Origin of the sequence: Carboxydocella thermautotrophica (assembly GCA_003054495.1) — a bacterium.
Lineage (GTDB): Bacteria > Bacillota.
Window position 1 is genome coordinate 986,279 of record CP028514.1, and the last position, 22,457, is coordinate 1,008,735.

Annotated in this window: 20 protein-coding genes, 3 tRNA genes and 1 other RNA gene; all 24 read left to right on the top strand. The window is 52.0% G+C overall.

Annotated features, from left to right (window positions below; all coding sequences use genetic code 11):
- The first annotated feature begins 122 nt into the window (after positions 1–122).
- The 24 genes from dnaG (at position 123) to smc (ending at position 22,244) form a co-directional block, all read left to right on the top strand.
- On the top strand, positions 123–1,898 hold the full coding sequence (gene dnaG / locus CTH_RS04915) for a DNA primase (RefSeq protein WP_159071835.1): 1,776 nt from the start codon (positions 123–125) through the stop codon (positions 1,896–1,898).
- 35 nt (positions 1,899–1,933) lie between these two features.
- Positions 1,934–3,043 (top strand): RNA polymerase sigma factor RpoD, encoded by a 1,110-nt coding sequence (gene rpoD / locus CTH_RS04920; RefSeq protein ID WP_477021184.1) that lies wholly within the window; start codon positions 1,934–1,936, stop codon positions 3,041–3,043.
- A gap of 65 nt (positions 3,044–3,108) precedes the next feature.
- Positions 3,109–3,183: transfer RNA gene (locus CTH_RS04925), tRNA-Asn, on the top strand.
- Positions 3,184–3,188: 5 nt separating this feature from the next.
- A tRNA-Ile gene (locus CTH_RS04930) sits at positions 3,189–3,264 on the top strand.
- A 16-nt stretch (positions 3,265–3,280) separates the two neighbouring features.
- Positions 3,281–3,357, top strand: a tRNA-Val gene (locus CTH_RS04935).
- 61 nt (positions 3,358–3,418) lie between these two features.
- Positions 3,419–4,057 carry an HAD family hydrolase gene (locus CTH_RS04940; RefSeq protein ID WP_159073820.1) on the top strand — a complete coding sequence of 213 codons (639 nt, stop codon included), beginning with the start codon at positions 3,419–3,421 and terminating at the stop codon, positions 4,055–4,057.
- A 56-nt stretch (positions 4,058–4,113) separates the two neighbouring features.
- The gene (locus tag CTH_RS04945) at positions 4,114–4,719 is read left to right on the top strand and encodes a DedA family protein (RefSeq protein ID WP_242946601.1); all 606 of its coding nucleotides are present in this window, start codon (positions 4,114–4,116) and stop codon (positions 4,717–4,719) included.
- 4 nt (positions 4,720–4,723) lie between these two features.
- Positions 4,724–5,449 carry a tRNA (adenine(22)-N(1))-methyltransferase gene (locus CTH_RS04950; protein WP_078665133.1) on the top strand — a complete coding sequence of 242 codons (726 nt, stop codon included), beginning with the start codon at positions 4,724–4,726 and terminating at the stop codon, positions 5,447–5,449.
- The gene (locus tag CTH_RS04955; protein ID WP_078665132.1) at positions 5,416–6,531 is read left to right on the top strand and encodes a Nif3-like dinuclear metal center hexameric protein; all 1,116 of its coding nucleotides are present in this window, start codon (positions 5,416–5,418) and stop codon (positions 6,529–6,531) included. The genes CTH_RS04950 and CTH_RS04955 overlap by 34 nt, the downstream gene beginning before the upstream one ends.
- An 11-nt stretch (positions 6,532–6,542) precedes the next feature.
- On the top strand, positions 6,543–6,956 hold the full coding sequence (locus CTH_RS04960) for a ribonuclease HI family protein (RefSeq protein ID WP_078665131.1): 414 nt from the start codon (positions 6,543–6,545) through the stop codon (positions 6,954–6,956).
- Between the two features lie 30 nt (positions 6,957–6,986).
- Positions 6,987–8,633: a nucleoside kinase gene (locus CTH_RS04965; RefSeq protein ID WP_107753234.1), complete on the top strand. Its 1,647-nt coding sequence runs from the start codon at positions 6,987–6,989 to the stop codon at positions 8,631–8,633.
- A gap of 54 nt (positions 8,634–8,687) precedes the next feature.
- An RNA gene (gene rnpB, locus CTH_RS04970) (RNase P RNA component class A) lies at positions 8,688–9,074 on the top strand.
- A 125-nt stretch (positions 9,075–9,199) separates the two neighbouring features.
- Positions 9,200–9,781, top strand: coding sequence for a transcription factor FapR (gene fapR / locus CTH_RS04975; protein ID WP_078665129.1), 582 nt, complete (start codon positions 9,200–9,202; stop codon positions 9,779–9,781).
- A complete protein-coding gene (plsX, locus tag CTH_RS04980; protein ID WP_078665128.1) occupies positions 9,765–10,769 on the top strand; it encodes a phosphate acyltransferase PlsX in 1,005 nt (334 codons plus the stop codon). The genes fapR and plsX overlap by 17 nt, the downstream gene beginning before the upstream one ends.
- A complete protein-coding gene (locus CTH_RS04985) occupies positions 10,756–11,751 on the top strand; it encodes a beta-ketoacyl-ACP synthase III (protein ID WP_078665127.1) in 996 nt (331 codons plus the stop codon). The genes plsX and CTH_RS04985 overlap by 14 nt, the downstream gene beginning before the upstream one ends.
- A gap of 21 nt (positions 11,752–11,772) precedes the next feature.
- Complete coding sequence (fabK, locus tag CTH_RS04990) at positions 11,773–12,720, top strand: enoyl-[acyl-carrier-protein] reductase FabK (RefSeq protein WP_107753237.1); 948 nt, start codon at positions 11,773–11,775, stop codon at positions 12,718–12,720.
- Complete coding sequence (gene fabD, locus CTH_RS04995; protein ID WP_078665125.1) at positions 12,717–13,655, top strand: ACP S-malonyltransferase; 939 nt, start codon at positions 12,717–12,719, stop codon at positions 13,653–13,655. The genes fabK and fabD overlap by 4 nt, the downstream gene beginning before the upstream one ends.
- Position 13,656: 1 nt before the next feature.
- Positions 13,657–14,400, top strand: coding sequence for a 3-oxoacyl-[acyl-carrier-protein] reductase (fabG, locus tag CTH_RS05000; protein ID WP_107753238.1), 744 nt, complete (start codon positions 13,657–13,659; stop codon positions 14,398–14,400).
- Between the two features lie 25 nt (positions 14,401–14,425).
- A complete protein-coding gene (locus CTH_RS05005; RefSeq protein ID WP_107754271.1) occupies positions 14,426–14,659 on the top strand; it encodes an acyl carrier protein in 234 nt (77 codons plus the stop codon).
- A 71-nt stretch (positions 14,660–14,730) separates the two neighbouring features.
- Positions 14,731–15,696, top strand: a complete 966-nt coding sequence (locus CTH_RS05010; protein ID WP_078665122.1) for an NAD(P)H-dependent flavin oxidoreductase — start codon at positions 14,731–14,733, stop codon at positions 15,694–15,696.
- Positions 15,693–16,934 (top strand): beta-ketoacyl-ACP synthase II, encoded by a 1,242-nt coding sequence (gene fabF / locus CTH_RS05015; RefSeq protein ID WP_078665121.1) that lies wholly within the window; start codon positions 15,693–15,695, stop codon positions 16,932–16,934. The genes CTH_RS05010 and fabF overlap by 4 nt, the downstream gene beginning before the upstream one ends.
- A 5-nt stretch (positions 16,935–16,939) precedes the next feature.
- Positions 16,940–17,668 (top strand): ribonuclease III, encoded by a 729-nt coding sequence (rnc, locus tag CTH_RS05020; protein ID WP_078665120.1) that lies wholly within the window; start codon positions 16,940–16,942, stop codon positions 17,666–17,668.
- The gene (locus tag CTH_RS05025) at positions 17,669–18,715 is read left to right on the top strand and encodes an elongator complex protein 3 (protein ID WP_107753240.1); all 1,047 of its coding nucleotides are present in this window, start codon (positions 17,669–17,671) and stop codon (positions 18,713–18,715) included.
- The gene (gene smc, locus CTH_RS05030) at positions 18,684–22,244 is read left to right on the top strand and encodes a chromosome segregation protein SMC (protein WP_159071837.1); all 3,561 of its coding nucleotides are present in this window, start codon (positions 18,684–18,686) and stop codon (positions 22,242–22,244) included. The genes CTH_RS05025 and smc overlap by 32 nt, the downstream gene beginning before the upstream one ends.
- Positions 22,245–22,457 lie beyond the last annotated feature (213 nt).

A 22,457-nucleotide genomic window follows, 5' to 3' on the forward strand; every position in this document is an offset into this window, starting at 1 on the left:
TTGTTAAGGCGAATATACAGTAAATTGTCTGACCTCTTAAAATTGCCTCTTGACAAGCAGCAGGAAATCTGTTATTAATGGCGAACTCTATTTTTATCCTAATTTTAAAGCAGGTGAGGCTGGTGGGAGGATTCCTTTCACCCCAATTCATAGAGCAAGTGCGCTCAGCCAATGATATAGTAGAGGTCATCAGTGAACATGTCCTGCTGAAACGCCAGGGGCGGGAATATGTGGGACTTTGCCCTTTTCATCAGGAAAAGACTCCTTCTTTCTTCGTTTCACCGGAAAAGCAGATGTTTTATTGTTTTGGCTGTCAGGCTGGAGGAGATGTAATCCGTTTTTTGATGGATAGCCAGCGCCTGACTTTCCCGGAAGCGGTGGAACGGCTGGCAGAACGGGCGGGATTGCCTCTGCCCGTGATGGAGGGAGAGACCAGGGAACTGGGTCAGAAGACAGAAGGGTATGAGCTCAACCAGCTGGCAGCAAGATATTTTAGCTGGCGCCTGGAAAGGCCGGAAGGTCAGGAGGCCAGACAGTACATTGTCCGGCGCGGTTTAAACCAGGAAACTGTACAGAAATTTGCCCTGGGCTATGCCGGCCCGGAGTGGGACCACCTGACCAGAGCCTTCCGCAAAAGGGGTTATGATCCCAGGGTGCTGGTGAAATGGGGGTTGAGCCGCACTGGCAGTTATACCGGCCAGTATCTGGACCTTTTTCGCCACCGCCTTATATTTCCCATTTTCGACACCCGGGGTAGAATTATTGCCTTTGGTGGCCGCATCCTGGGTGAGGGGCAGCCGAAATACCTCAATACTCCGGAAACTCCTGTTTTTGATAAGAGCAGTAATCTCTATGGGCTCTTTCAAGCCCAGCAAGCAATCCGGGACCAGAATCTGGCTATTGTTGTGGAAGGTTATCTGGATGTGCTTTCTCTCCATCAGCGAGGTATTACCAATGTGGTTGCTCCCCTGGGGACAGCTTTGACAGAAGCCCATGGCAAGCTGTTGCGCCGCTATACCGACCGGGTGGTGATCGCCTTTGATGCTGACCCGGCCGGACAGAAGGCAGCTCTGCGTTCCCTGGACCTGTTGCTGGGCCTGGGGCTGGAAGTGCGGGTACTGGTTTTGCCGGATGGGAAAGACCCGGATGAATATTTGCAAAAACATACAGTGGAAGAATTCAGGGAATTACTGGCTACAACTCTGGATTTGCTGGACTTTAAGCTCAAACTCTGTGCTGAGAGCTATGACCTTAGCACACTTACGGGCAAAAGGCAGACCTTGCAGCTGATTATACCCAGTCTGGCCGCAACTCGTGACCATTTGCGCCGGGAAGAATATATCCGACGCCTGGGCCAGGAACTCAACCTGTCCTGGGAGACCATTGAAAGCGAATTGCGACTTTTCTTGCGCCAGAGGGATAAAATTGTAAAAAATAGGCATACTATTGATAATGTAAGCCAGAATTCGCCAAACCATCCGATTCTGGATGGGTTAACCAAAGCAGAATGGTGGCTGGCCCGCCTGGTGGTGGAATATCCCCACTGGTGGCCGCGAGTGCAAGCCAGTCTGGGGGAGAAACCCTGGCGGGATGAACAGCTGACCAGGGCAATGCAGGTCTGGCAGGAGACAGGAGCCCTGCCGCAAAGTGATGTGGAACTGGGCCCGGTAACTGCTCGACTGTTGACTCTGCCAGTGCCCCTGGAACAGGCTGAAGCCACCTTGCAGGATTGCATACAAACCCTGGTGAAGGGAAGGCTACAAAGAGAGCGGGAAGAGATTTTGAAACAGATTAAGGCTGCGGAAGAACGGCGGGATTTTCAGACTGTAAAGGAGCTGGCCAGCCGTTTGACCCGGTTGCAGAATAATTCTAGCACCCTGGAAAGGGGGGGAGCTTGATGGCAAAAAACGAAGAACAACAAAATAGCAAAGACATGAACGCCCTCAAGGAAGAACTCAAGAAACTGATCGACAAAGGCAAAAAACGGGGCCTCTTGACCTATGGCGAAATCATGGACACCCTCCAGGGTGTGGAATTAACCCCGGAGCAGATCGATGAAGTCTATGAAACACTGGCAGGGATGAGCATTGAAGTGGTGCCGGAAACCGGGGAAGTGGACATGCTGCCGGCTGATGATTTGCCCCCTGTAGATGATGAATTTCCTCTCACCGAAAACCTGGAAGATGAACTGAACCTGGATATACCGGAAGGTATCGGGATTGATGATCCGGTTCGCATGTACTTGAAGGAAATCGGGCGGGTGCCCTTGTTGACCCCGGAAGAGGAAATTGAGCTGGCTAAACGCATGGAACAGGGAGATGAAGAGGCTAAACGCCGGCTGGCGGAAGCCAACTTGCGCCTGGTGGTCAGTATTGCCAAACGCTATGTGGGGCGAGGCATGCTGTTCCTGGATCTGATCCAGGAGGGGAATCTGGGTTTGATCAAGGCGGTAGAAAAATTTGACTACCGCAAAGGCTACAAATTCAGTACCTATGCCACCTGGTGGATTCGTCAGGCTATCACCCGGGCCATTGCAGATCAGGCTCGTACCATCCGGATTCCGGTGCATATGGTGGAAACTATCAACAAGCTGATTCGCGTTTCCCGCCAGCTCTTGCAGGAACTGGGGCGCGAGCCTTCACCTGAAGAGATTGCCGAGGCTATGGATGTACCGGTAGAAAAAGTGCGGGAAATTATGAAAATCGCCCAGGAACCGGTGTCCCTGGAAACCCCTATCGGGGAAGAAGAAGACAGCCATCTGGGAGATTTCATCGAAGATGAAGATGCTCCGGCACCGGCGGAAGCAGCCAGTTATCATCTGCTGAAGGAGCAGCTGGAGGAAGTGCTGAGCACTCTTACCCCCCGGGAAGAAAAGGTCCTGCGCTTGCGTTTTGGCCTGGAAGACGGTCGGGCCAGGACTTTAGAGGAAGTGGGTCAGGAATTCGGGGTGACCAGGGAACGGATTCGCCAGATTGAGGCCAAGGCTTTGCGCAAACTGCGCCATCCCAGCCGCAGTAAAAAGTTGAAAGACTTTTTGGAATAAAATCTCGGCAAAAAAGGCCTTGACCAGAAGCGGCATTTGCCTTATAATATCTAATGTCGCGGCATTCCCCGATAGCTCAATGGTAGAGCGCCCGGCTGTTAACCGGTAGGTTGCAGGTTCGAGTCCTGCTCGGGGAGCCATTGCTGGGCCTATAGCTCAGTTGGTAGAGCAACCGGCTCATAACCGGTCGGTCGCTGGTTCGAGTCCAGCTGGGCCCACCACTATCCAGTCAGGAGAGGGCGATTAGCTCAGTTGGTTAGAGCGCTTGCCTCACATGCAAGAGGTCACAGGTTCGAGTCCTGTATCGCCCACCAGCATAGATTACAAGCCAGGCTAAGGCCTGGCTCTTTTGCTATTATCAGGGAGGAGAACGAAGTGAAGTTAGTTTTGTTTGATCTGGATGGGACTTTGACGGAATCCCATCCGGGAATCATTAACTCAGTTCAATATGCTTTAGCCAAACTGGGGATAGAAGAAAAAGAGCCGGAGCGGCTGGTAGCCTTTGTAGGGCCGCCTTTGCGACAATCTTTTCAGAAATTCTACGGCTTAAGTGAAGCGGAAGCAGACCAGGCGGTGACGTTTTACAGGGAATATTTCCGGGAACGGGGTATGTATGAAAACCGGGTTTATGCCGGTGTGCCGGAATTACTGGCCGGGTTAACCAGGAGTGGCCGTCGCCTGGCAGTAGCCACTTCCAAGCCTACCCTTTTTGCAGAAAAAATACTGGCTCATTTTCAGCTAGACCAGTATTTTGCTGCGATTGTAGGCAGTCATCTGGATGGCAGCCGGGTCAATAAGGGTGAAGTGATTCGTGACGCGCTGGGACTGTTTGCAGTTGAACGGGACCAGGTGTTGATGGTGGGGGATCGGGAGCATGATGTGATTGGGGCCCGGGAAAATGGTATTAAAGTCATTGCAGTTACATACGGTTATGGTAGTGTGGCAGAGCTGACAGCGGCTAGGCCTGACTTTCTGGCTGCTTCGGTGACGGAGTTACGCCAGTTGCTGCTGTGATTGGCCTCTCGCCGGAGAGTGTGATATACTTGGTATGAGAAAGGGTGTGAGAGGAAGTGTGGCAAACGTTTACTAACTGGGTTATGGAGGAAGTGGCCCGTTATGGCTATCTGGCAGTATTCATTGGAATGGTGCTGGAGAGTGCCTGTATACCCATACCCAGTGAGATTATCATGCCCTTTGGGGGCTTACTGGCGGCCCGGGGACAACTCAACTTCTGGTGGGTAGGGCTACTGGGGGCACTGGCCAATGTGGTTGGCTCCTGGCTGGCCTATCTGGCAGGACGTTTTGGGGGCCGTGCGTTTATCGAGAAATACGGCAAATATCTGCTGATTTCCCGCCATCATTTGCAACTGGCTGATCGCTGGTTTGAGGAAAAGGGAGAAATAACGGTGTTTGTTACCCGTTTATTGCCTGGTATTCGGACTTTTATTTCATTGCCGGCAGGGATAGCCAGGATGGATTTTCTGCGCTTTACTCTTTATTCTCTGCTAGGAGTTTTGCCCTGGTCCTATTTTTTAGCTTATCTGGGCTATCTGCTGGGAGAAAACTGGGATAAGCTGACAGCTTATCTTCATACCGCCAATTATTTCCTTTTAGGTACAGCCCTGCTGGTAATAGCGCTCTTGTATTTATGGCAGAAAAAACAACGGCGGAGGTAGCAAAATGGAGCTTTCCCGACGGTTAGAGGCCATTGCCAGAATGGTACCGGCTGGGTCGGTTCCGGCCGACATCGGTACCGATCATGCCTATTTACCCATCGCGCTGGTGGCAGCGGATCATTGCCCCCGGGCAATAGCCGGTGATGTACACCGGGGACCATATCAACTGGCAATGGAGAGAGTGATTAAGGCTGGCTTACAGGACCGTATCTCTGTGCGTTTGGGCGATGGTTTAACCATTCTCCGTCCGGGTGAAGCAGATGGGATTATTATCGCTGGCATGGGCGGCCAGACGATGATTCAGATTTTGACTGCCGGTGCGATGGTGCGGGAAGCCTGTAGTTACCTGATTTTGCAGCCGATGACGGATATTCCCCTGGTACGGGAACAACTGGCAGCCTGGGGCTGGTTTGTTCTGGATGAAGAGTTGTTGCAGGAAGAGGGCAAGTTTTATCAAATTATTAAATATGGGCGCCAGGAAAAACACTGGCCGCAGCCTTTTTCATCCCGGATTACCAGAGTCTTTGGGCCGGCGCTCTTGGCCCGCAAACATCCCCTTTTACTCCCTTATCTGGAGAAGCTGAAAAATGAGACCCGCAAGGTACTGACTGCCCTGGGACAAACTCACAGTCCAAAGGTGCTGGCCAGAAGCAGGGAAATGGAAAAATTCCTCGAACAATTGGGGGAGGTGGAAGCATGGCTAAAATCGGGCAAATCATCAGCTGGATAGAAGAACTGGCTCCCCGCAAATTGGCGGCGGAATGGGATAATGTGGGCTTAATGTTAGGGGATCCAGGGGCTGAAACAGATAAAGTGCTGGTGGCCCTTGATTGCACACCGGCCGTAGCAGAAGAGGCTATTGAGCAAGGAGCCGGGTTACTGGTAACCCATCACCCTTTGATTTTCAAACCTTTGAAAAATCTTCGCTTTGATACGGCGACTGGCCGGTTGCTGGCTCGTTTGATTCAAAATAACATTGCTGTTTATAGTGCCCATACCAACCTGGATAGTGCTGAAAAGGGGATAAATGCCACTTTGGCCCGGGCCCTGAACTTGCAGGATATTCAGGTGCTGGAACCCGGCTGGAGGGAAGAGTATATTAAAATTGTGGTGTTTGTACCGGCTGGCCATGAGGAAGCAGTGCGGCTGGCGATGGCAGAAGCCGGAGCTGGTCATATCGGCAACTATTCCCATTGCACTTTTCAAACCCAGGGTACCGGAACTTTTTTACCATTAACTGGCACAAATCCTTATCTGGGACAGGTAGGGCAACTGGAACGGGCAGAGGAATACCGGCTGGAAACCATTTGTCCCAAAAGCAAACTGAAACGGGTTTTGCAGGCCATGCTGAAGGTTCATCCCTATGAGGAAGTGGCCTATGATCTTTATCCTCTCCTCAATGAGGGCCCGGCTCTGGGACTGGGGCGAATTGGACTTTTACCCCAGCCCCTGACCCTGGCTCAGCTGGCAGCCAGAATCAAGGAAATTGTGTCGGTTGCCCGCCTGCGGTTAGGTGGTAGTCCAGAGCAAACCGTGAAAAAAGTCGCCCTCTGCAGCGGCTCAGGGGCTTCTCTGGCAGCCCGGGCAAAAATGCAGGGAGCTGATGTTTTACTCACTGGAGATGTCAAGTACCATGAGGCTCAGGACATGCTGCAGATGGGGTTGAGTTTTATCGATGCCGGGCATTTTGCCACTGAAGCCTTCTATCTACCCTACTGGGTACGGGAATTACAGCAGAAGGCCGCCGGCGCCGGGGCGATTGTAGAAATCATTCAGTCCACCAGGGAAAAGGAACCCTGGCAGGAAATATAGGAGGCTTAGTCATGAAGGCAATTCTGTTTACCGATGGTGGCTCCCGGGGCAATCCCGGTCCAGCGGGTTGCGGCTGGGTACTGCTAAACCCGGAGGGAGAGGTGCTGACCGAAGGCTGTCATTTTCTCGGGCTGGCAACCAATAATGTAGCTGAATATACGGCTTTGATCAAGGGACTGGCAGCAGCTCAGGCCCTGGGGGTGACTGAGCTGGTGGTGAAGGCTGATAGTGAACTGATGATTCGTCAGCTGAAAGGAATCTATAAGGTTAAAAATGAGGGTTTAAAACCTCTCTTTGCCCGGGTTAAGGAGCTGGCCCGAAATTTTCGCCAGGTCACTTACCAGCACATACCGAGAGAACAGAACCAGCGGGCCGATGCTCTGGCCAACCAGGCCATGGACAGGCAGGCGAGTTTTGAAGCTTGAGAAACCAGAGAAACCGGGGGAGGAAAACCAATGGCACAAGCGGAATTAAAACAGGGGCTGGCAACAACTATCACAGTTGCTGATTATCTAAAACAACAGCATATTATCCCTCGTTCCCCTATTGTAGCAGCCAAAGTCAATAATTTACTAAAACCCCTGACAGCGGAAATTGACCCGGAGCAGGATAAAATCGAATTCGTAGATTTAACTTCTGATGAAGGTTTGCGCATTTACCGCCGCAGTCTTTATTTTTTGTTAACCATTGCTGCCAAACAGTTATTTCCCGAGTGCCAGATCAGCATCGAACATTCCCTGGGTGCCGGGGTCTATTGTGAATTCCGGCCCGCCTGCCCCCTTGACCTCGAAGATGCAGCGCTGGCTCTGGAAAAAAGAATGCGGGAACTGGTCGCTGCCGACTTGCCTTTTACCACCTGGAAAGGCAGTAAAAAAGACGCTTATCAGATTTTATTACAGCAGGGGCACACTGATAAAGCCCGGATTTTACGGAATCGTGTTAGAGGTGAGGTGGAATTAGCCAGGTTTGGAGAGATCTATGATTATTTTACCGGTTTTCTGGTGCCCAGCACCGGCTATTTAACCGTTTTTGGCCTCAGACCCTATCTGGAGGGGTTTGTCTTACAGTTACCTGATAAACAAAACCCCTTCCAGGTGGTGCCCTTTTACGAACAGAAAAAACTGGCTCTGGTTTATGATGAAAGCAAAGACTGGATTCGCAACCTGGACTTACATAATGTGGAAGATATCAATAAAATCATTGGTTCCGGGCAGTTTGCCGACCTCGTTCTGGTGGCAGAAGCCAGACATGAAAAGAAAATCAGCGAAATTGCGGAGGCTATTAGTGCCTGCTGTGAACAGGCCCAGCTGGTACTGGTGGCCGGGCCCTCTTCTTCAGGCAAGACCACCTTTACCCAGCGCCTGCGTATTCAGTTGCTGGCCAGTGGCATCAAACCCCTGGCCATCTCCCTGGATGATTATTTTGTCAATAGAGAAGATACACCGAAGGACGAAAATGGAAATTATGATTTCGAGAGCATAGATGCCCTGGATTTGCCCCTCTTTAATCAGCATCTGGTCCAGCTGCTGGCTGGTGAGGAAGTGGAAATTCCCAGATTCAATTTTGTTACAGGCCGCAGAGAGTGGACCGGGAACAAACTGCAGCTAAAACCCCGTCAGGTTCTAATCATCGAAGGTATTCATGGTTTGAATGAGCGGCTGACGGCTCAGGTGCCATTCTCTCAGAAAATTAAGATCTATGTGAGTGCTTTAACCCATGTCAATATTGACAAAACCAATCAAATCCATTCCTCGGATATCCGCTTGCTGCGCCGCATTTGCCGCGATGCCCAGTTCCGGGGTAATTCGGCTGCCAGCACCATTGCCATGTGGCCAGCGGTACGGCGGGGGGAAGAGCGCAATATTTTCCCTTTTCAGGAAGAAGCAGATTTCGTTTTCAATTCCGGTCTGGTGTATGAGCTGGCAGTGCTGAAGAATCTGGCTGAACCTCTTTTGCAGCAAATCACTCCTGATCAGGCTGAATACAGTGAGGCAGTACGTTTGCTGGAACTGTTACGTTATTTCCTGGCAGCACCGGCAGATGTGGTCCCAAACAATAGTGTTTTGCGGGAATTTATCGGTGGATGCTGTTTTTACCACTAATGGTTAATAGTTTTTCTTGTCAAAGAACTATCGTTCATGGTATTATTTCTTATGCGAGTAAACCGGATGGTCGCGGGAATAAAGGCCGAAAGGCGGATTCCTGAGGAAAGTCCGAGCTCCATAGGGCAGAGTGCCGGATAACGTCCGGTGGAGGCGACTCCAAGGATAGTGCCACAGAAACAAACCGCCTGGCTGAATAGAGGCCGGAGTCCTCGAGGCCGGAGCCCATGAGCCAGGTAAGGGTGGAAAGGTGAGGTAAGAGCTCACCAGCGGTTAGGCGACTAACCGGCTCGGTAAACCCCACTCGGAGCAAGACCGAATAGGGGAGCGTGAAGGCTGGCCCGGCCTGCTCCCGGGTAGGTTGCTAGAGGCGGCTGGCAACAGTCGTCCCAGATAGATGACCATCCTCGACAGAACTCGGCTTACAGGTTTACTCGCAATCCAAAATGAAACTTAGAGACCAATCCGGAGTGGATTGGTCTCTTGTTTTTTATAATGACTTGCATATTTTGAGAAGATTATATATACTACTATTAGTACCAGGTAATAAGAGAAGGTGCTTATTGATGGAAAGACCTTTGAAAAAAGATGAACGTCAGCAGTTACTGGCAGAACATATTCGGCATTCACCCTTCAGTACCGATGAGGAACTGGCCCAGCTCTTTGGGGTGTCGGTTCAGACCATCCGCCTGGATCGGCTGGAACTGGGTATCCCGGAAGTAAGGGAACGCATGAAACAACTGGCAGAAGGACAATGGAGCAAACTCAAGGCGCTGGCAGACACGGATCTAGTCGGGGAGCTGATCGAGCTGGAACTGGGTAAAAAGGGACTATCCCTCCTGACTATTGAGAGCAACATGGTTTTCAGCCGTACCGGGATTGCCCGGGGCCATCTGCTCTTCGCCCAGGCTAACTCCCTGGCCGTAGCGCTGGTGGATGCGCCGCTGGCTCTAACCGGGACTGTCCGGGTTTCTTTCCTGCGCCCTGTCCGGCTGGGCGAGCGGGTTATCGCCCGGGCCGAAGTAGTAAAAATCAAGCAAAACCGCTATTATATTCAGGTAACATCTTCGGTTAAAGGCCAGGATGTTTTAAAAGGCCTGTTTGTTGTATTTGCCCTGGAGGATGATGCTAATGAAAATCGTAGTTGATGCAATGGGCGGGGATCATGCTCCCCGGGAAATAGTAAAAGGGGCAGTGGCTGCGTGCCGGGAGCTCAATCTGGGTATAATTCTGGTAGGTCCGGCTGAACAGCTGCGGGAGGAAATAACGGCTGCCGGTGGGGATGGACTGATGATTGAAATTGTGGATGCACCGGAGGTAATCGGGATGGATGAACATCCCGGCCAGGCAGTCCGGAAAAAACGCAATTCCTCACTGGTTGTTGGCGTGAAACTGGTGAAAGAAGGAAAGGGGGCAGCCTTTGTATCTGCCGGTAATACCGGTGCCGCCATGGCTGCTAGTTTGCTGGGCTATGGTCGTATTAAGGGGATTAACCGGCCGGCTATTGCCACAGTCATGCCGACCCTGACGGGCCGCTGTCTGGTGCTGGATGTAGGGGCTAACGCCGAAGTAGATGCCAGTAATCTGTTGCAGTTTGCCTGGATGGGCAGTATATATGCAGAAAAAATCCTGGCCATCCCTAATCCCAGAGTGGGTTTGTTGAATATCGGGGAGGAAGAGAGCAAAGGGACTCCGGTAGTGCAGGAAGCCTACCAGTTACTGAAACAGCAGTCAGGACTAAATTTTATAGGCAATGTGGAAGGGCGCGACCTGCCCATGGGAGTGGCTGATGTCGTTGTCTGTGATGGTTTTACCGGTAACGTAGTATTGAAACTAGCAGAGGGATTAGCCAGAGCTTTGCTGGGTATGATTAAAGAAGCAGCTGCGCAGTCCATCCTGGCCCAGGTGGGTGGATTACTGATGAAGCCAGCTTTTACTGCCCTGAAGGAAAAAATGGATTACCGGGAATATGGTGGTGCCCCATTACTGGGATTACAGGGAATAACTATCATCAGTCACGGCAGTTCTGATGCCCGGGCGATTAAAAATGCTATCAAAGTAGCAGCGCGTTGTGTTGAGCAACAAGTAACAGAAATTATTAGCCGTTTAGGAGATGAGTACGATGAGGGAAAATAAACTGAGAGCTACCATTGCCGGCATCGGTGCTGCTGTGCCGGAACAGATCTTGACCAATTTCGATCTGGAGAAAATGGTGGATACTAATGATGAATGGATTCAGACCCGAACAGGGATAAAGGAACGGCGGATTGCCCCTGAGCAGATGGCCACTTCCCATCTGGCCATCGAGGCAGCCCGGGAGGCCCTGGCCCAGGCCCGGCTTTCCCCGGATGAACTGGACCTTATTCTGGTGGCCACTGTGACCCCTGACTATCCCTTTCCAGCTACAGCTTGTTTGGTGCAAGCTGCCCTGGGGGCCAGCCGTGCAGCAGCCATGGACTTATCGGCGGGATGTACCGGCTTTATCTACGCTTTAACGGTAGGAGCCCAGTTTATTGAGACCGGTCTTTACCGGAATGTGCTGGTGATTGGGGCAGAAGTACTGTCCCGGATCATAGATTGGACTGACCGCAATACCTGTGTGTTGTTTGGTGATGGGGCCGGAGCGGCAGTGCTGACCCCTGCACAGCCCGGTTATGGGTTCTTATCCTTCGAACTGGGGGCTGATGGCGGCGGGGCTGAATTGCTGTATATGCCGGCAGGCGGAAGCCGCCAGCCCATTACTCCGGAGGTACTGGCTCAGCGACTCAACAAGATTTATATGAATGGCCGGGAAGTTTTTAAATTTGCAGTGCGCATTATGGGAGATGCAGCAGATGCGGCTATTCGCAAAGCAGGCCTAACTTATGCCGATATAGATTATTTTATACCCCATCAGGCCAATATCCGCATTATTGAAGCTGCTGCTAAACGCCTGGAATTACCTATGGAAAAAGTTCATGTTAATGTTGATCGCTATGGTAACACATCAGCAGCTTCCATTGGCCTGGCACTGCAAGAGGCGGTAGCAGCAGGGAAAATTTCTTCAGGCGACTATGTGGTTCTGGTCGGTTTTGGCGCTGGACTGACCTGGGGAGCGATCACCCTGCGCTGGGGTTAAAACGGGAGAGGAGGGAAAAGAATGTTATTCAAAACTCCCTTATGTGATTTACTGGGAATTGAATATCCCATTTTCCAGGGAGGTATGGCCTGGGTGGCTACTGCCGAACTGGCAGCCGCTGTTTCCGAAGCCGGTGGACTGGGAATTATCGGCTCCGGCCATGCTCCGGCGGAGTGGGTTCAGGACCAGATTCGCCAGGTTAAAGAAAGAACCAGTAAACCTTTTGGTGTCAATGTGATGCTCATGTCCCCTCATGTCAAAGAGGTGATGGAGGTTATTGTCCGGGAAAAAGTGGCAGTGGTGACTACCGGAGCGGGAAATCCCGGGGTTTACATGCCAGCTCTGAAAGAAGCCGGGATCAGAGTAATTCCGGTGGTGGCCTCAGTGGCCCTGGCCCAGCGCCTGGAACGCCAGGGGGTGGATGCCATCATCGCCGAAGGTACGGAGTCCGGCGGACATGTGGGAGAATTGACGACCATGGCTCTGGTACCCCAGGTGGTAGATGCAGTCAGGGTACCGGTAATAGCTGCTGGCGGTATTGCTGATGGACGGCAATTTCTGGCCGCTCTGGCCTTAGGAGCTGTCGGGGTACAAATGGGAACCAGATTTATGTGTGCCAGTGAGTGTACCATCCATCCCGCAGTTAAAGAACAAATCCTCAAGGCTAAAGACCGGGATACAGTAGTTACCGGGCGTAGCACCGGGCATCCGGTCCGGGTAATCAAGAATAAGCTGGCTCGTCAGTTTGAGGAAATGGAAAAGCGCTGTGCCCCGCCGGAAGAGATTGAAAAACTGGGAGTAGGCAAAATGCGGGCGGCCATGATTGACGGAGATGTGGAATTTGGCTCCCTGATGGCCGGGCAAGTAGCAGCGATGGTCAAGAAAATTCAACCTGCTGCTGAAATCATCCGGGAGATTGTGCAGGAAGCTGAAGCTGTCCACAGCCGGCTGAGGGGGTTGGGAGGATGAAACTAGCTTTTGTCTTCCCGGGCCAGGGTTCCCAGTATGTAGGAATGGGCAAAAACCTGGCTGAGACTTATCCGGAAGCAGCAGCTGTCTTTCAGGAAGCTGATGCAGTCCTGGGCTTTAAGCTTTCCGAACTCTGCTTTAACGGTCCGGAAACGGAACTGGTAAGAACAGCTAACACCCAGCCGGCTTTGCTCACAGTCAGTGTAGCAGCATTAAGGGTACTGGCCAATGCAGGGATTCAACCAGCAATGGTAGCTGGACACAGTCTGGGAGAATATTCAGCTCTAGTAGCAGCAGAAGTGCTGTCCTTTGCTGATGCTCTACGGCTGGTGCGGCGGCGCGGGGAACTGATGCAGGAAGCAGCACCTCCGGGAACCGCCGGAATGGCAGCGATCCTGGGCCTGGAGAGGGAACAGGTAGTAGCTGTCTGCCGGGAAGCTGAAACCCTGGGAGTAGTTGAACCTGCTAACTTCAATTGCCCCGGGCAGATTGTAATTGCCGGGGAAAAGGCGGCTCTAGAAAAGGCTATGGAGCTGGCCAAAGCCAGAGGGGCCAAACGGGTGGTGACTTTAAATGTCAGCGGACCTTTTCACTCCAGCCTGATGTTACCGGCTGCCAGGGGCCTGGCTCCTGCTCTGGATGAGGTAGAGTTTTATCCACCGCAGGTGCCGGTAGTGGTCAACGTTTCCGGGCGGATCTTGACAGATCCCAAAATGCTGAAACAATCCTTATTGTTACAGGTGCAAAAATCCGTACTCTGGGAAGATTGCATCCAGACCATGGTGGCAGCTGGAGTGGATATATTCGTTGAGGTAGGAGCTGGAAAAGTTTTAAGCGGATTGATTAAGAAAATAAATAAAGGGGTCAGGGTGTTTGCCGTGGAAGATGCAGAATCTTTCCAGCGCACCCTTGCAGAGTTGCGGGAGGTTGGATAAAATGGTGCTGGAAAACAAAGTTGCCCTGGTAACCGGTGCCTCCCGGGGCATTGGGCGCGCCATTGCTCTGGCTTTTGCCCAGGCCGGAGCTGATGTGGTGGTGAATTATTCCGGCAGTGCAGATGCTGCGCAAGCAGTAGTGGATGAAATCAAGGCCATGGGCCGTCGGGCCCGGGCGGTACAGGCCGATGTCTCCCAGCCTGAACAGGTAGAAAACATGGTGAACCAGGTGCTTTCAGATTTTGGACGCATCGATATCCTGGTCAATAATGCCGGGATAACCAGAGATGGTCTGCTTTTGCGGATGAAACGAGAAGACTGGCAGCGGGTAATTGATATCAACCTGACCGGGGTCTTCCTCTGCACCAAGGCGGTTCTAAAGCCGATGATGAAACAGCGTTCTGGCCGTATCATCAATATTACTTCAGTGATCGGCCTGACAGGTAATGCAGGCCAGGCCAATTACGCAGCTGCCAAGGCAGGGATTATCGGCTTTACCAAATCGGTGGCCAGGGAAGTGGGCAGCAGGGGAATTACCTGTAATGCTATTGCTCCTGGGTTTATCCAGACGGATATGACCGGGGTGCTGGGGGAAAAGGTCAGGGAAGAGCTGCTGGCTCAGATACCCCTGGAACGGCTGGGTCAACCGGAAGATGTAGCCGCTGTAGCCTTATTCCTGGCTGGACCGGCGGCCAGTTACATCACCGGTCAGGTTATAAATGTAGATGGCGGCATGGTCATGTAGTTGGGGAAGGAGGTGAATGGAAGCGATGGCAAGCGTATTTGACAGAGTAAAGAAAATTATCGTGGAACAGCTGGGTGTCGAAGAAGAGGAAGTAACCATGGAAGCAGCTTTTATCGATGACCTGGGAGCTGACTCTCTGGACATCGTAGAGCTGGTCATGGCCTTTGAAGAGGAATTCGGACTGGAAATTCCTGATGAAGATGCGGAAAAAATCCGCACTGTTGGTGATGCTGTAAACTACATCAATGAGCGCCAGTAGTGGTGCAAGGCGGAAAAGTCCCGTAGCCTGCTGCGGGACTTTTTTAAAAAAGATTGGAGGCGCAGACAACCGTGAAACTGCCGGAGCTGAAAATTGGACATCTAATCGCCCCTGTGCCCATTGTCCAGGGCGGCATGGCGGTGCGCATATCCACCGCTCCTTTAGCTGCTGCAGTAGCTAATGAAGGCGGAATTGGCCTGATAGCCGGGACAGGTATGAGCATAGAAGAGCTGAAAGCTGAAATACGTAAGGCCCGGGACTTGACCCGGGGCATTATCGGTGTTAATGTGTTATTTGCAGCCAGAGAATTTGCCAGTCTGGTCAAGGCAGCCATAGAGGAAGGAATTGACCTGATAGTTTCTGGTGCAGGCTTTTCCCGGGATATGTTTGCCTGGGGTAAAAGCAGTGGAATACCGATTGTACCCATTGTCTCCTCTGCTCGGCTGGCTGTGATGGCAGAAAAAATGGGTGCCGCTGCTGTGATTGTCGAAGGAAAAGAAGCAGGGGGACATCTGGGAACCGAGCGTTCCATTCGGGAAATCTTACCGGAGGTGAAAAAAGCCGTCCACATTCCGGTGATTGCAGCTGGGGGGATTGTGGATGGAAAAGATATAGTGGAGGCTTTCCGCCTGGGCGCAGATGGGGTGCAAATGGGAACCAGGTTTGCGGCCAGTGTGGAATCCAATGCTTCCGATGAGTTCAAGCAATTATATTTAAAATCCCAGCATGAGGATGTTATTCTGGTCGACAGCCCTGTGGGCTTGCCGGGACGTGGTTTGAAAAGCACTTTTACGCAGAAACTGGCTGCCGAAGGCGGAGCTCCCATCGAAAAATGCGTTAATTGCTTGAAAAAATGTTCCCGCCGTTTTTGCATTATGGCGGCTCTGACCGAGGCTACCAGAGGTGGAGATTTTAGTAAAGCCCTGGTTTTCTCCGGAGAAATGGTGGAAAAAATCAAAGAAATTTTGCCGGTAAAGGAGATTTTCCGCCGGCTGCTGGCTGAAGTGGCGGAAATAAAGGAAGAGGTGAAGACATGAAAAAAAGGGTAGTTATAACAGGACTGGGGATAATTGCCCCCAATGGCCTCGGTAAGGAAGAATTCTGGACCAATATCAAAAATGGCGTCTCCGGCATCAAGGCGGTTACCCGTTTTGACGCATCCGCTTTGCCTACCCGTATTGCTGGACAGGTAGATAATTTTGATCCCCAGCAGTGGATTGATAAGAAAGAGGCACGGCGCATGGATCGCTTCAGCCAGTTTGCTGTTGCAGCCACAGCTATGGCTATACAGGATGCTGGTCTGGACTTAGAACAGGTGGATAAAAAAAGGGTAGGTGTAATTCTGGGCTCCGGGATTGGCGGCATGGAAACATTTGAAGAGCAGACCCGGGTCTTGCTGGAAAAGGGACCCAATCGGGTTAGTCCTTTCTTCGTGCCGATGATGATTGCCAATATGGCAGCCGGTCAAATTGCTATCCAGTTTGGTTTTCAGGGACCCAATATCACTACTGTGACTGCCTGTGCTTCTTCTACCAACTCCGTTGGCGATGCTTTCAAGCTTGTGCAACGGGGTGATGCTGATGTGGTGATTACCGGGGGTACAGAAGCTCCCATTACTCCGCTGGCTTTTGCCGGTTTTTGTGCCATGAAGGCCATGTCCACCCGCAATGAAGAGCCGAGCAAAGCCAGTCGTCCCTTTGATATAGAGCGCGATGGCTTTGTCATGGGCGAAGGAGCTGGGATTCTGGTACTGGAGACTCTAGAACATGCTCTGGCCCGTGGAGCCCGGATTTATGCTGAAGTGGTCGGGTATGGTTGTACCTGTGATGCCAGTCATATTACCGCTCCAGACCCGGAAGGGGCTGGAGCAGCAGCGGCTATGGCCCAGGCGCTGCAGGATGCGGGCTTACGACCGGAGGAGATCAATTATATCAATGCCCATGGCACTTCCACGCCTCTAAATGATAAATGCGAGACCATAGCGATTAAGCAAGTTTTTGCCGAACATGCCTATCGGTTGGCGGTCAGTTCCACTAAATCCATGACTGGCCATTTGCTGGGTGCAGCCGGGGGAATCGAGGCAGCTATCTGCGCTCTGGCTATTGCCGAAGACTTTGTCCCACCCACCATTAATCTGGAAAAGCCTGATCCGGAATGTGACCTGGACTATGTACCCAATCAGGGACGGCAAATGCCGGTGGAAGCGGCTCTCTCCAATTCCCTCGGGTTTGGTGGGCACAATGCGACTATTATTCTAAAGAAGTTCCGGGGGTAGAAACAATGCAGGGAGATCCACGCGCTCTTGCGGCTCTGGTAGAACAACTGGGCTTTACCTGGAATAAACCTGAATTGCTGACCATTGCCTTAACCCATACTTCCTATGCCAATGAACGCAAGCAGAGACAGGAACACAACCAGCGGCTGGAGTTTCTGGGAGATGCGGTGCTGGAACTGGTGGTCAGCGATTACCTGTATAATACCTATCCTGATTACCCGGAAGGGGTACTGACCAAAATCCGGGCTGCTTCGGTCTGTGAGCCTTCTCTGGCCGCTGTGGCCCGGCGCTTGAATCTAGGACAGTGCCTGGCAATGGGTAAGGGAGAAGAAAAGAGTGGAGGCAGGGAAAGGCCTGCCGCTCTGGCCGACGCCTTTGAAGCTTTGACCGGTGCGATCTATCTTGATCAAGGCTTTACACGGGCCCGGGCCTTCGTGTTGCAGCAGCTGAAGGATACAATAGATCATTATGCAGCCCAGGGTGGACAGCACGGGGACTTTAAGTCCGAGTTGCAGGAATGGATTCAGCAATACACCCAGCAGGAACTGCATTATACTCTGCTAAAGGAAGAAGGACCGGACCATAATAAAGTTTTTACCGCAGGTGTGAGTATCGGCGGGCAAGTTTGGGGCGTGGGCCAGGGTAAGACCAAGAAGGAAGCAGAACAGGAAGCAGCCCATGAAGCCCTGATTAAGCTGCGGGATCAGGGTGCCTGGAAAGGATTGAAGAAATAAATGGCGAAACAACATATTTTGCCCCTTTTTATTCCGCAGCTGGGCTGTGGACAGGCTTGCAGTTTTTGTAACCAGCACACTATAACTGGCCGGGTCAAACCTCTTTTACCAGAGGATTTGCCCGGCCTTTTACCCGCTGGACCGGAACCGGTGGAACTGGCTCTATATGGTGGCAGTTTCACTGCCCTGCCTTTAAAAGTGCAGGTGGCCTGGTTGGAGAGCCTTCAGCCCTGGCGGCAGCGGGGCAAAATCAGCACTATCCGCCTCTCCACCCGGCCGGATGCCATTAACCTTGAGCAAATGCTATGGCTGAAGAGCTACGGGGTCACCACGGTGGAGCTGGGAGTGCAGTCTCTGGATGACCAGGTGCTGGCCCGGGCAGGCAGGAGATACAGGGCAGCCGATGTTATTACAGCCATTCTCGCCGGGCATGTTGCTGGTTTAAAAATCGGTATCCAGCTTTTGCCGGGGCTGCCGGGAGAGACACCCCAAACTGCAGTGGCAGGAGCCAGACGACTGGCAGCGGTAGCTCCTGACCTGGTCAGAATTTATCCTCTGGTAGTGCTGGCCGGGACGCCGCTGGCCCGGGAGCTGGAGGCCGGCACCTTTCAGCCCTGGGATTTTGCCCTGGCGGTGGATACAGCGGCCAGGTTGAAAATTATTTTTCAATCCCGGGGCATTCCGGTGATCCGGATAGGGTTACAGCCTGGTCAGGATTTGGTGCCTGGTAGTAGCGTGCTGGCTGGCTGTTATCATCCGGCATTAGGACAAATTGTCGATAGCCGGATTTTCCTCTGGTTGCTGGAAAGCTTGCTTCAGCAGGGAGTAGATCCTAACCAGCCCCTATTTGTCAATCCTCGTGATTTTTCTAACCTGCGGGGTCAGCATGGTGTTAATCTTTGTTATTTAAGCAGGAAATTTAACATAAAACCACGAATTTTAGGAGATGGCTCTTTGCCGCGGGGAAAAATTCGGTGGGGAGATAAGTTGATAGACTGGAGTGATGAAGCCCTTGTTGCTAAAGCGCTTGGAGATTCAGGGGTTTAAGTCCTTTGCTGATCGAGTGGAACTGGCTTTTAACAGTGGTTTAACAGTGATTGTTGGTCCCAATGGCAGTGGTAAGAGCAATATAGCTGATGCCATCCGCTGGGTGCTGGGAGAGCAAAGCGTAAAAAACCTGCGCGGCTCTCGCCTGGAAGATGTGATTTTTTCCGGTTCCGTGAAGCGCAAACCGGTGGGTATGGCGGAAGTTTCCCTCACTCTGGATAACAGCAATGGCCGCTTTCCCCTGGAGTTTAATGAAATTACAGTAACCCGGCGGGTCTATCGCAATGGCGAGTCGGAGTTTTTGATCAATAAGACTCCCTGCCGCCTGAAAGACATCCATGAGCTGTTTCTGGATACCGGGCTGGGACGGGATGCCTATTCCATCATCGGTCAAGGCCGGGTGGAAGAAATACTGAATGCCCGGCCGGAAGACCGGAGGTCAATCATCGAGGAAGCTGCCGGGATTGTACGTTATCGCATGCGCAAACTGGAAGCGGAAAAAAAGCTGCAGGAAACTGAGGTTGACCTGGTCAGGGTGGAAGATATTATCAGCGAACTGGAAGGACAGCTGGAACCGCTGGCCCGACAGGCTGAAGTGGCGGAAAAATATCTGGCCTACCAGCGGGAAGAACAGGAGCTGGAAATCGGTTGTCTGGTAAGGCAGGGCCAGCAGGTGAGAGAGAAACTGGCTGAGTTGCAATGCCAGGTTCAGGAATTGGAAACAGCCCGGGAGGAAGCCGCTGCTGCCCTGGCCAGGGTGGAAGCGTCCCGGCAAAAGTTTCAGCGGGAATTAGAACCCCTGGAGGCGGAATTACAGGCTATTCAGGATAAATATACCAGCTTGCTTTCGGAAGGAGAACACACCCAGGGGCAGCTCCAGGTCCTTTCTACTCAGAAGCAGGGACGGCGGGAACAAGCTACCCTGTTACGACGTCAGCTGGAAGAAATCGAGACAGAGCTGGCAGACAGTGGTGAAACGGCAGCGGCTGATGCCCTGCTGGTGCAGCAGCTGGAAGGAAAACGTCAGCAATTGCAATCTGAGCTGGCCGCCGTAAATGAGCGGGCAGAGAGTTTGCAAAAAGAATTGGATACCATCAGGCAAGCCCTGGTTAGCCAGAAGGACAGCTCGGCTCAAGCTTTAAATGAGCTGACCAGACTGGAGCAACAGCAAACTGCCGGGGCAATTCGCCTGGCTGGTCTCAGAGAGAAGATTGAGCACTTGCGGAATCAGATACAGGAAATTGATAGAGCTATAACGACCTGGCAGGCCCGGGAAAAACAGAGTCAAAAATGGCAGCAAGAGCTAGAACGAGGAAGGCAAGAACATGAAAGTCGACAGGTTGGCCTTGCGCAGAGCAGGAAAGAGATGGAGGCAGAATTGGCCCAGCTGGAAGAGATTTTTAACCAGAAACAGCAACAATGGCAACTCCTCGCCTCTAAAGCCAGGGTCTTAGCTGATATGCAACAGGATTATGAAGGCTACCAGCGGGCAGTAAGAGAATTGTTATTGCGTCGCCAGAGAGGCGAACCCGCCTGCCAGGAAATCTGCGGAGTAGTGGCTGAGCTGTTACAGGTGCCCCAGGAATACGAAATTGCTGTTGAAGTGGCACTGGGCGGTGCTTTGCAGTATCTGGTAACAGAAACGGATCAGGGAGCCAAGCAAGCCATTGAATATCTGAAGGGCCATAACCTGGGTAGAGCCACTTTCCTGCCCTTAAACACTGTTACCGCTTCCACTTTACGAGAGGAGGAAAAGGCAACACTTCTCAAACGGCCAGGGGTAATTGGGATTGCGGCTGACCTGGTGAGTTATGCGGAAAAATACCGGCCGGTGATCAATAATTTATTGGGCCGTATTATTGTCTGCCAGGACCTGGATGCTGCTCTAGGGCTGGCCCGGGCCACCGGTTTTCGCTATCGGATTGTGACACTAGCCGGGGATATGTTAAACCCCGGGGGTTCTTTGACTGGTGGTTCCTATCAGCGTCGCAATGCCAATTTGCTGGGGCGGGCCCGGGAACTGGAGGAAATAAACCAGGCAGCTAAACAGGTCAACGGAGAGCGGGAAGAACTGAGAAAACAGATTGAGAAAATCCGCTCCAGCCTCAGGGAAAATCAGAAGCAAAAGGAGGAACTGGAAACCAGGACGGCAGAGCTAAGGCTCAAACTGGTTGAAGCCCAGCGTGACTGGCAGGAGGCGAGAAGTAGATGCCAGGAGCTGGAAGAACAGCGAGAGCAGCTGCTTCAGAATCTGGAGAGCTGTCAGCGGGAATATACTCAGGTCGAGCGTGAATTGGATTCTCTAGCCAGAAAGGCAGCCGAACTGGAAACAGTCCGACAGGAGACGGGTAATGCTATCGAAGCTGAAAACATCCGGCTGGCAGAGCAGGAAAAAGCATTGCAGAATCTGATGGCGCGTCAGACTGAGCTGAAGGTGGAATTGGCCCAGGTAGAGCAACAATTAACCGGTCTTAAAACTATAGATGTACGTCAGCGTCTGGAACGGAGACGGCGCCTTCAGCAGCTGGAGCAAATCCAGCGGGATCTAGCCGTACTGGAACAGGAAGGCGAAGCATTAGAACAAAGAAAGAACGAGCTGGCGGAACACTGGGCAAAACTGCAGCAGGAGACGGAAAGGGTCAGAGAAAAACTGCTGGAACTGCGCCAAAAGCGGCAAACCATGCAAATAGAGGAAAGAAAATTGCTGGAACTGTGGCAGTCCAGCCAGGAGCGGTTGCAAGAACTGGAACGGACTGCCCATCAGCTGGAGCTGAAACGTACCCGCCAGGAGGCCGAATGGGAAAATATTACCCAGCGCCTCTGGGATGACTTTGGCATGGTGTTTAACCAGGAACAGGTTATCGCCTATCAAGGTCTTGATTTGAAGCAAGCAATGCGCCGAATCAAGGAATTGAAGGCCCTGATGGCAGAACTGGGACAAGTCAATATCGGTGCGATCGAGGAATACCAGCGCATTCAGGAACGATATACTTTCCTGCAAAACCAGGCCCAGGACTTGAAAGAAGCCAAGGCTGCCCTGTATGATGTGATTGCCGAAATGGAAGCTATAATGGCTCAGCGTTTTGCCGAAACGTTTGCTCAGGTAGCTGAACATTTTAGCCGGGTATTTACGGAATTATTCGGGGGAGGTCAAGCCCGTTTGCAGTTGACTGATCCTGAGAATTTACTGACTACCGGGGTGGATATAATCGCTCAGCCACCGGGCAAAAAAACCCAGCAGCTTTCTCTGCTTTCCGGGGGAGAGAAGGCTCTGACTGCCATCAGCTTGCTCTTTGCTATCCTGGAAGTACGGCCTAGTCCCTTTGTGGTCCTGGATGAAATCGAGGCAGCCCTGGATGAGGCCAATGTTGCCCGTTTTGCTGAATATGTCAAAAACTTTAGTGACCGGGTACAGTTTCTGGCGGTTAGCCACCGCAAAGGGACAATGGAAGCGGCAGACATTCTGTATGGGGTCACTATGGATGATTCCGGCAGCAGTAAAGTTCTGGCCCTGGAAATGACCCGTTGAACAGCCATTCAATAAGCTGAATGGCTGAACTGCAATGAATAAGAAAAATCAAAGATTTTAAAAAAGCAGTCATTTCCACAGGTGAATGGCTGCTTTTTTGGTTTGAATGGTTTCTCAGTGGGGACAAAAAACGAAGGTGAACGGTCAGAAGAACAATTGGCGGGCAAAGGCCAATTTTTGGTTATTCACCGCCAAACCCATTCGATTTTCTAA

Bases quoted from the DNA above. Each gene is read 5' to 3' on its own strand.
- CTH_RS05025 (WP_107753240.1), top strand. From the start codon at position 17,669: ATGGCGAAACAACATATTTTGCCCCTTTTTATTCCGCAGCTGGGCTGT.
- plsX (WP_078665128.1), top strand. From the start codon at position 9,765: ATGAAAATCGTAGTTGATGCAATGGGCGGGGATCATGCTCCCCGGGAA.
- fabK (WP_107753237.1), top strand. From the start codon at position 11,773: ATGTTATTCAAAACTCCCTTATGTGATTTACTGGGAATTGAATATCCC.
- CTH_RS04965 (WP_107753234.1), top strand. From the start codon at position 6,987: ATGGCACAAGCGGAATTAAAACAGGGGCTGGCAACAACTATCACAGTT.
- CTH_RS04950 (WP_078665133.1), top strand. From the start codon at position 4,724: ATGGAGCTTTCCCGACGGTTAGAGGCCATTGCCAGAATGGTACCGGCT.
- CTH_RS04960 (WP_078665131.1), top strand. From the start codon at position 6,543: ATGAAGGCAATTCTGTTTACCGATGGTGGCTCCCGGGGCAATCCCGGT.
- rnc (WP_078665120.1), top strand. From the start codon at position 16,940: ATGCAGGGAGATCCACGCGCTCTTGCGGCTCTGGTAGAACAACTGGGC.
- CTH_RS04985 (WP_078665127.1), top strand. From the start codon at position 10,756: ATGAGGGAAAATAAACTGAGAGCTACCATTGCCGGCATCGGTGCTGCT.
- fabF (WP_078665121.1), top strand. From the start codon at position 15,693: ATGAAAAAAAGGGTAGTTATAACAGGACTGGGGATAATTGCCCCCAAT.
- rpoD (WP_477021184.1), top strand. From the start codon at position 1,934: ATGAACGCCCTCAAGGAAGAACTCAAGAAACTGATCGACAAAGGCAAA.
- fabD (WP_078665125.1), top strand. From the start codon at position 12,717: ATGAAACTAGCTTTTGTCTTCCCGGGCCAGGGTTCCCAGTATGTAGGA.
- CTH_RS05005 (WP_107754271.1), top strand. From the start codon at position 14,426: ATGGCAAGCGTATTTGACAGAGTAAAGAAAATTATCGTGGAACAGCTG.
- fapR (WP_078665129.1), top strand. From the start codon at position 9,200: ATGGAAAGACCTTTGAAAAAAGATGAACGTCAGCAGTTACTGGCAGAA.
- fabG (WP_107753238.1), top strand. From the start codon at position 13,657: ATGGTGCTGGAAAACAAAGTTGCCCTGGTAACCGGTGCCTCCCGGGGC.
- CTH_RS04955 (WP_078665132.1), top strand. From the start codon at position 5,416: ATGGCTAAAATCGGGCAAATCATCAGCTGGATAGAAGAACTGGCTCCC.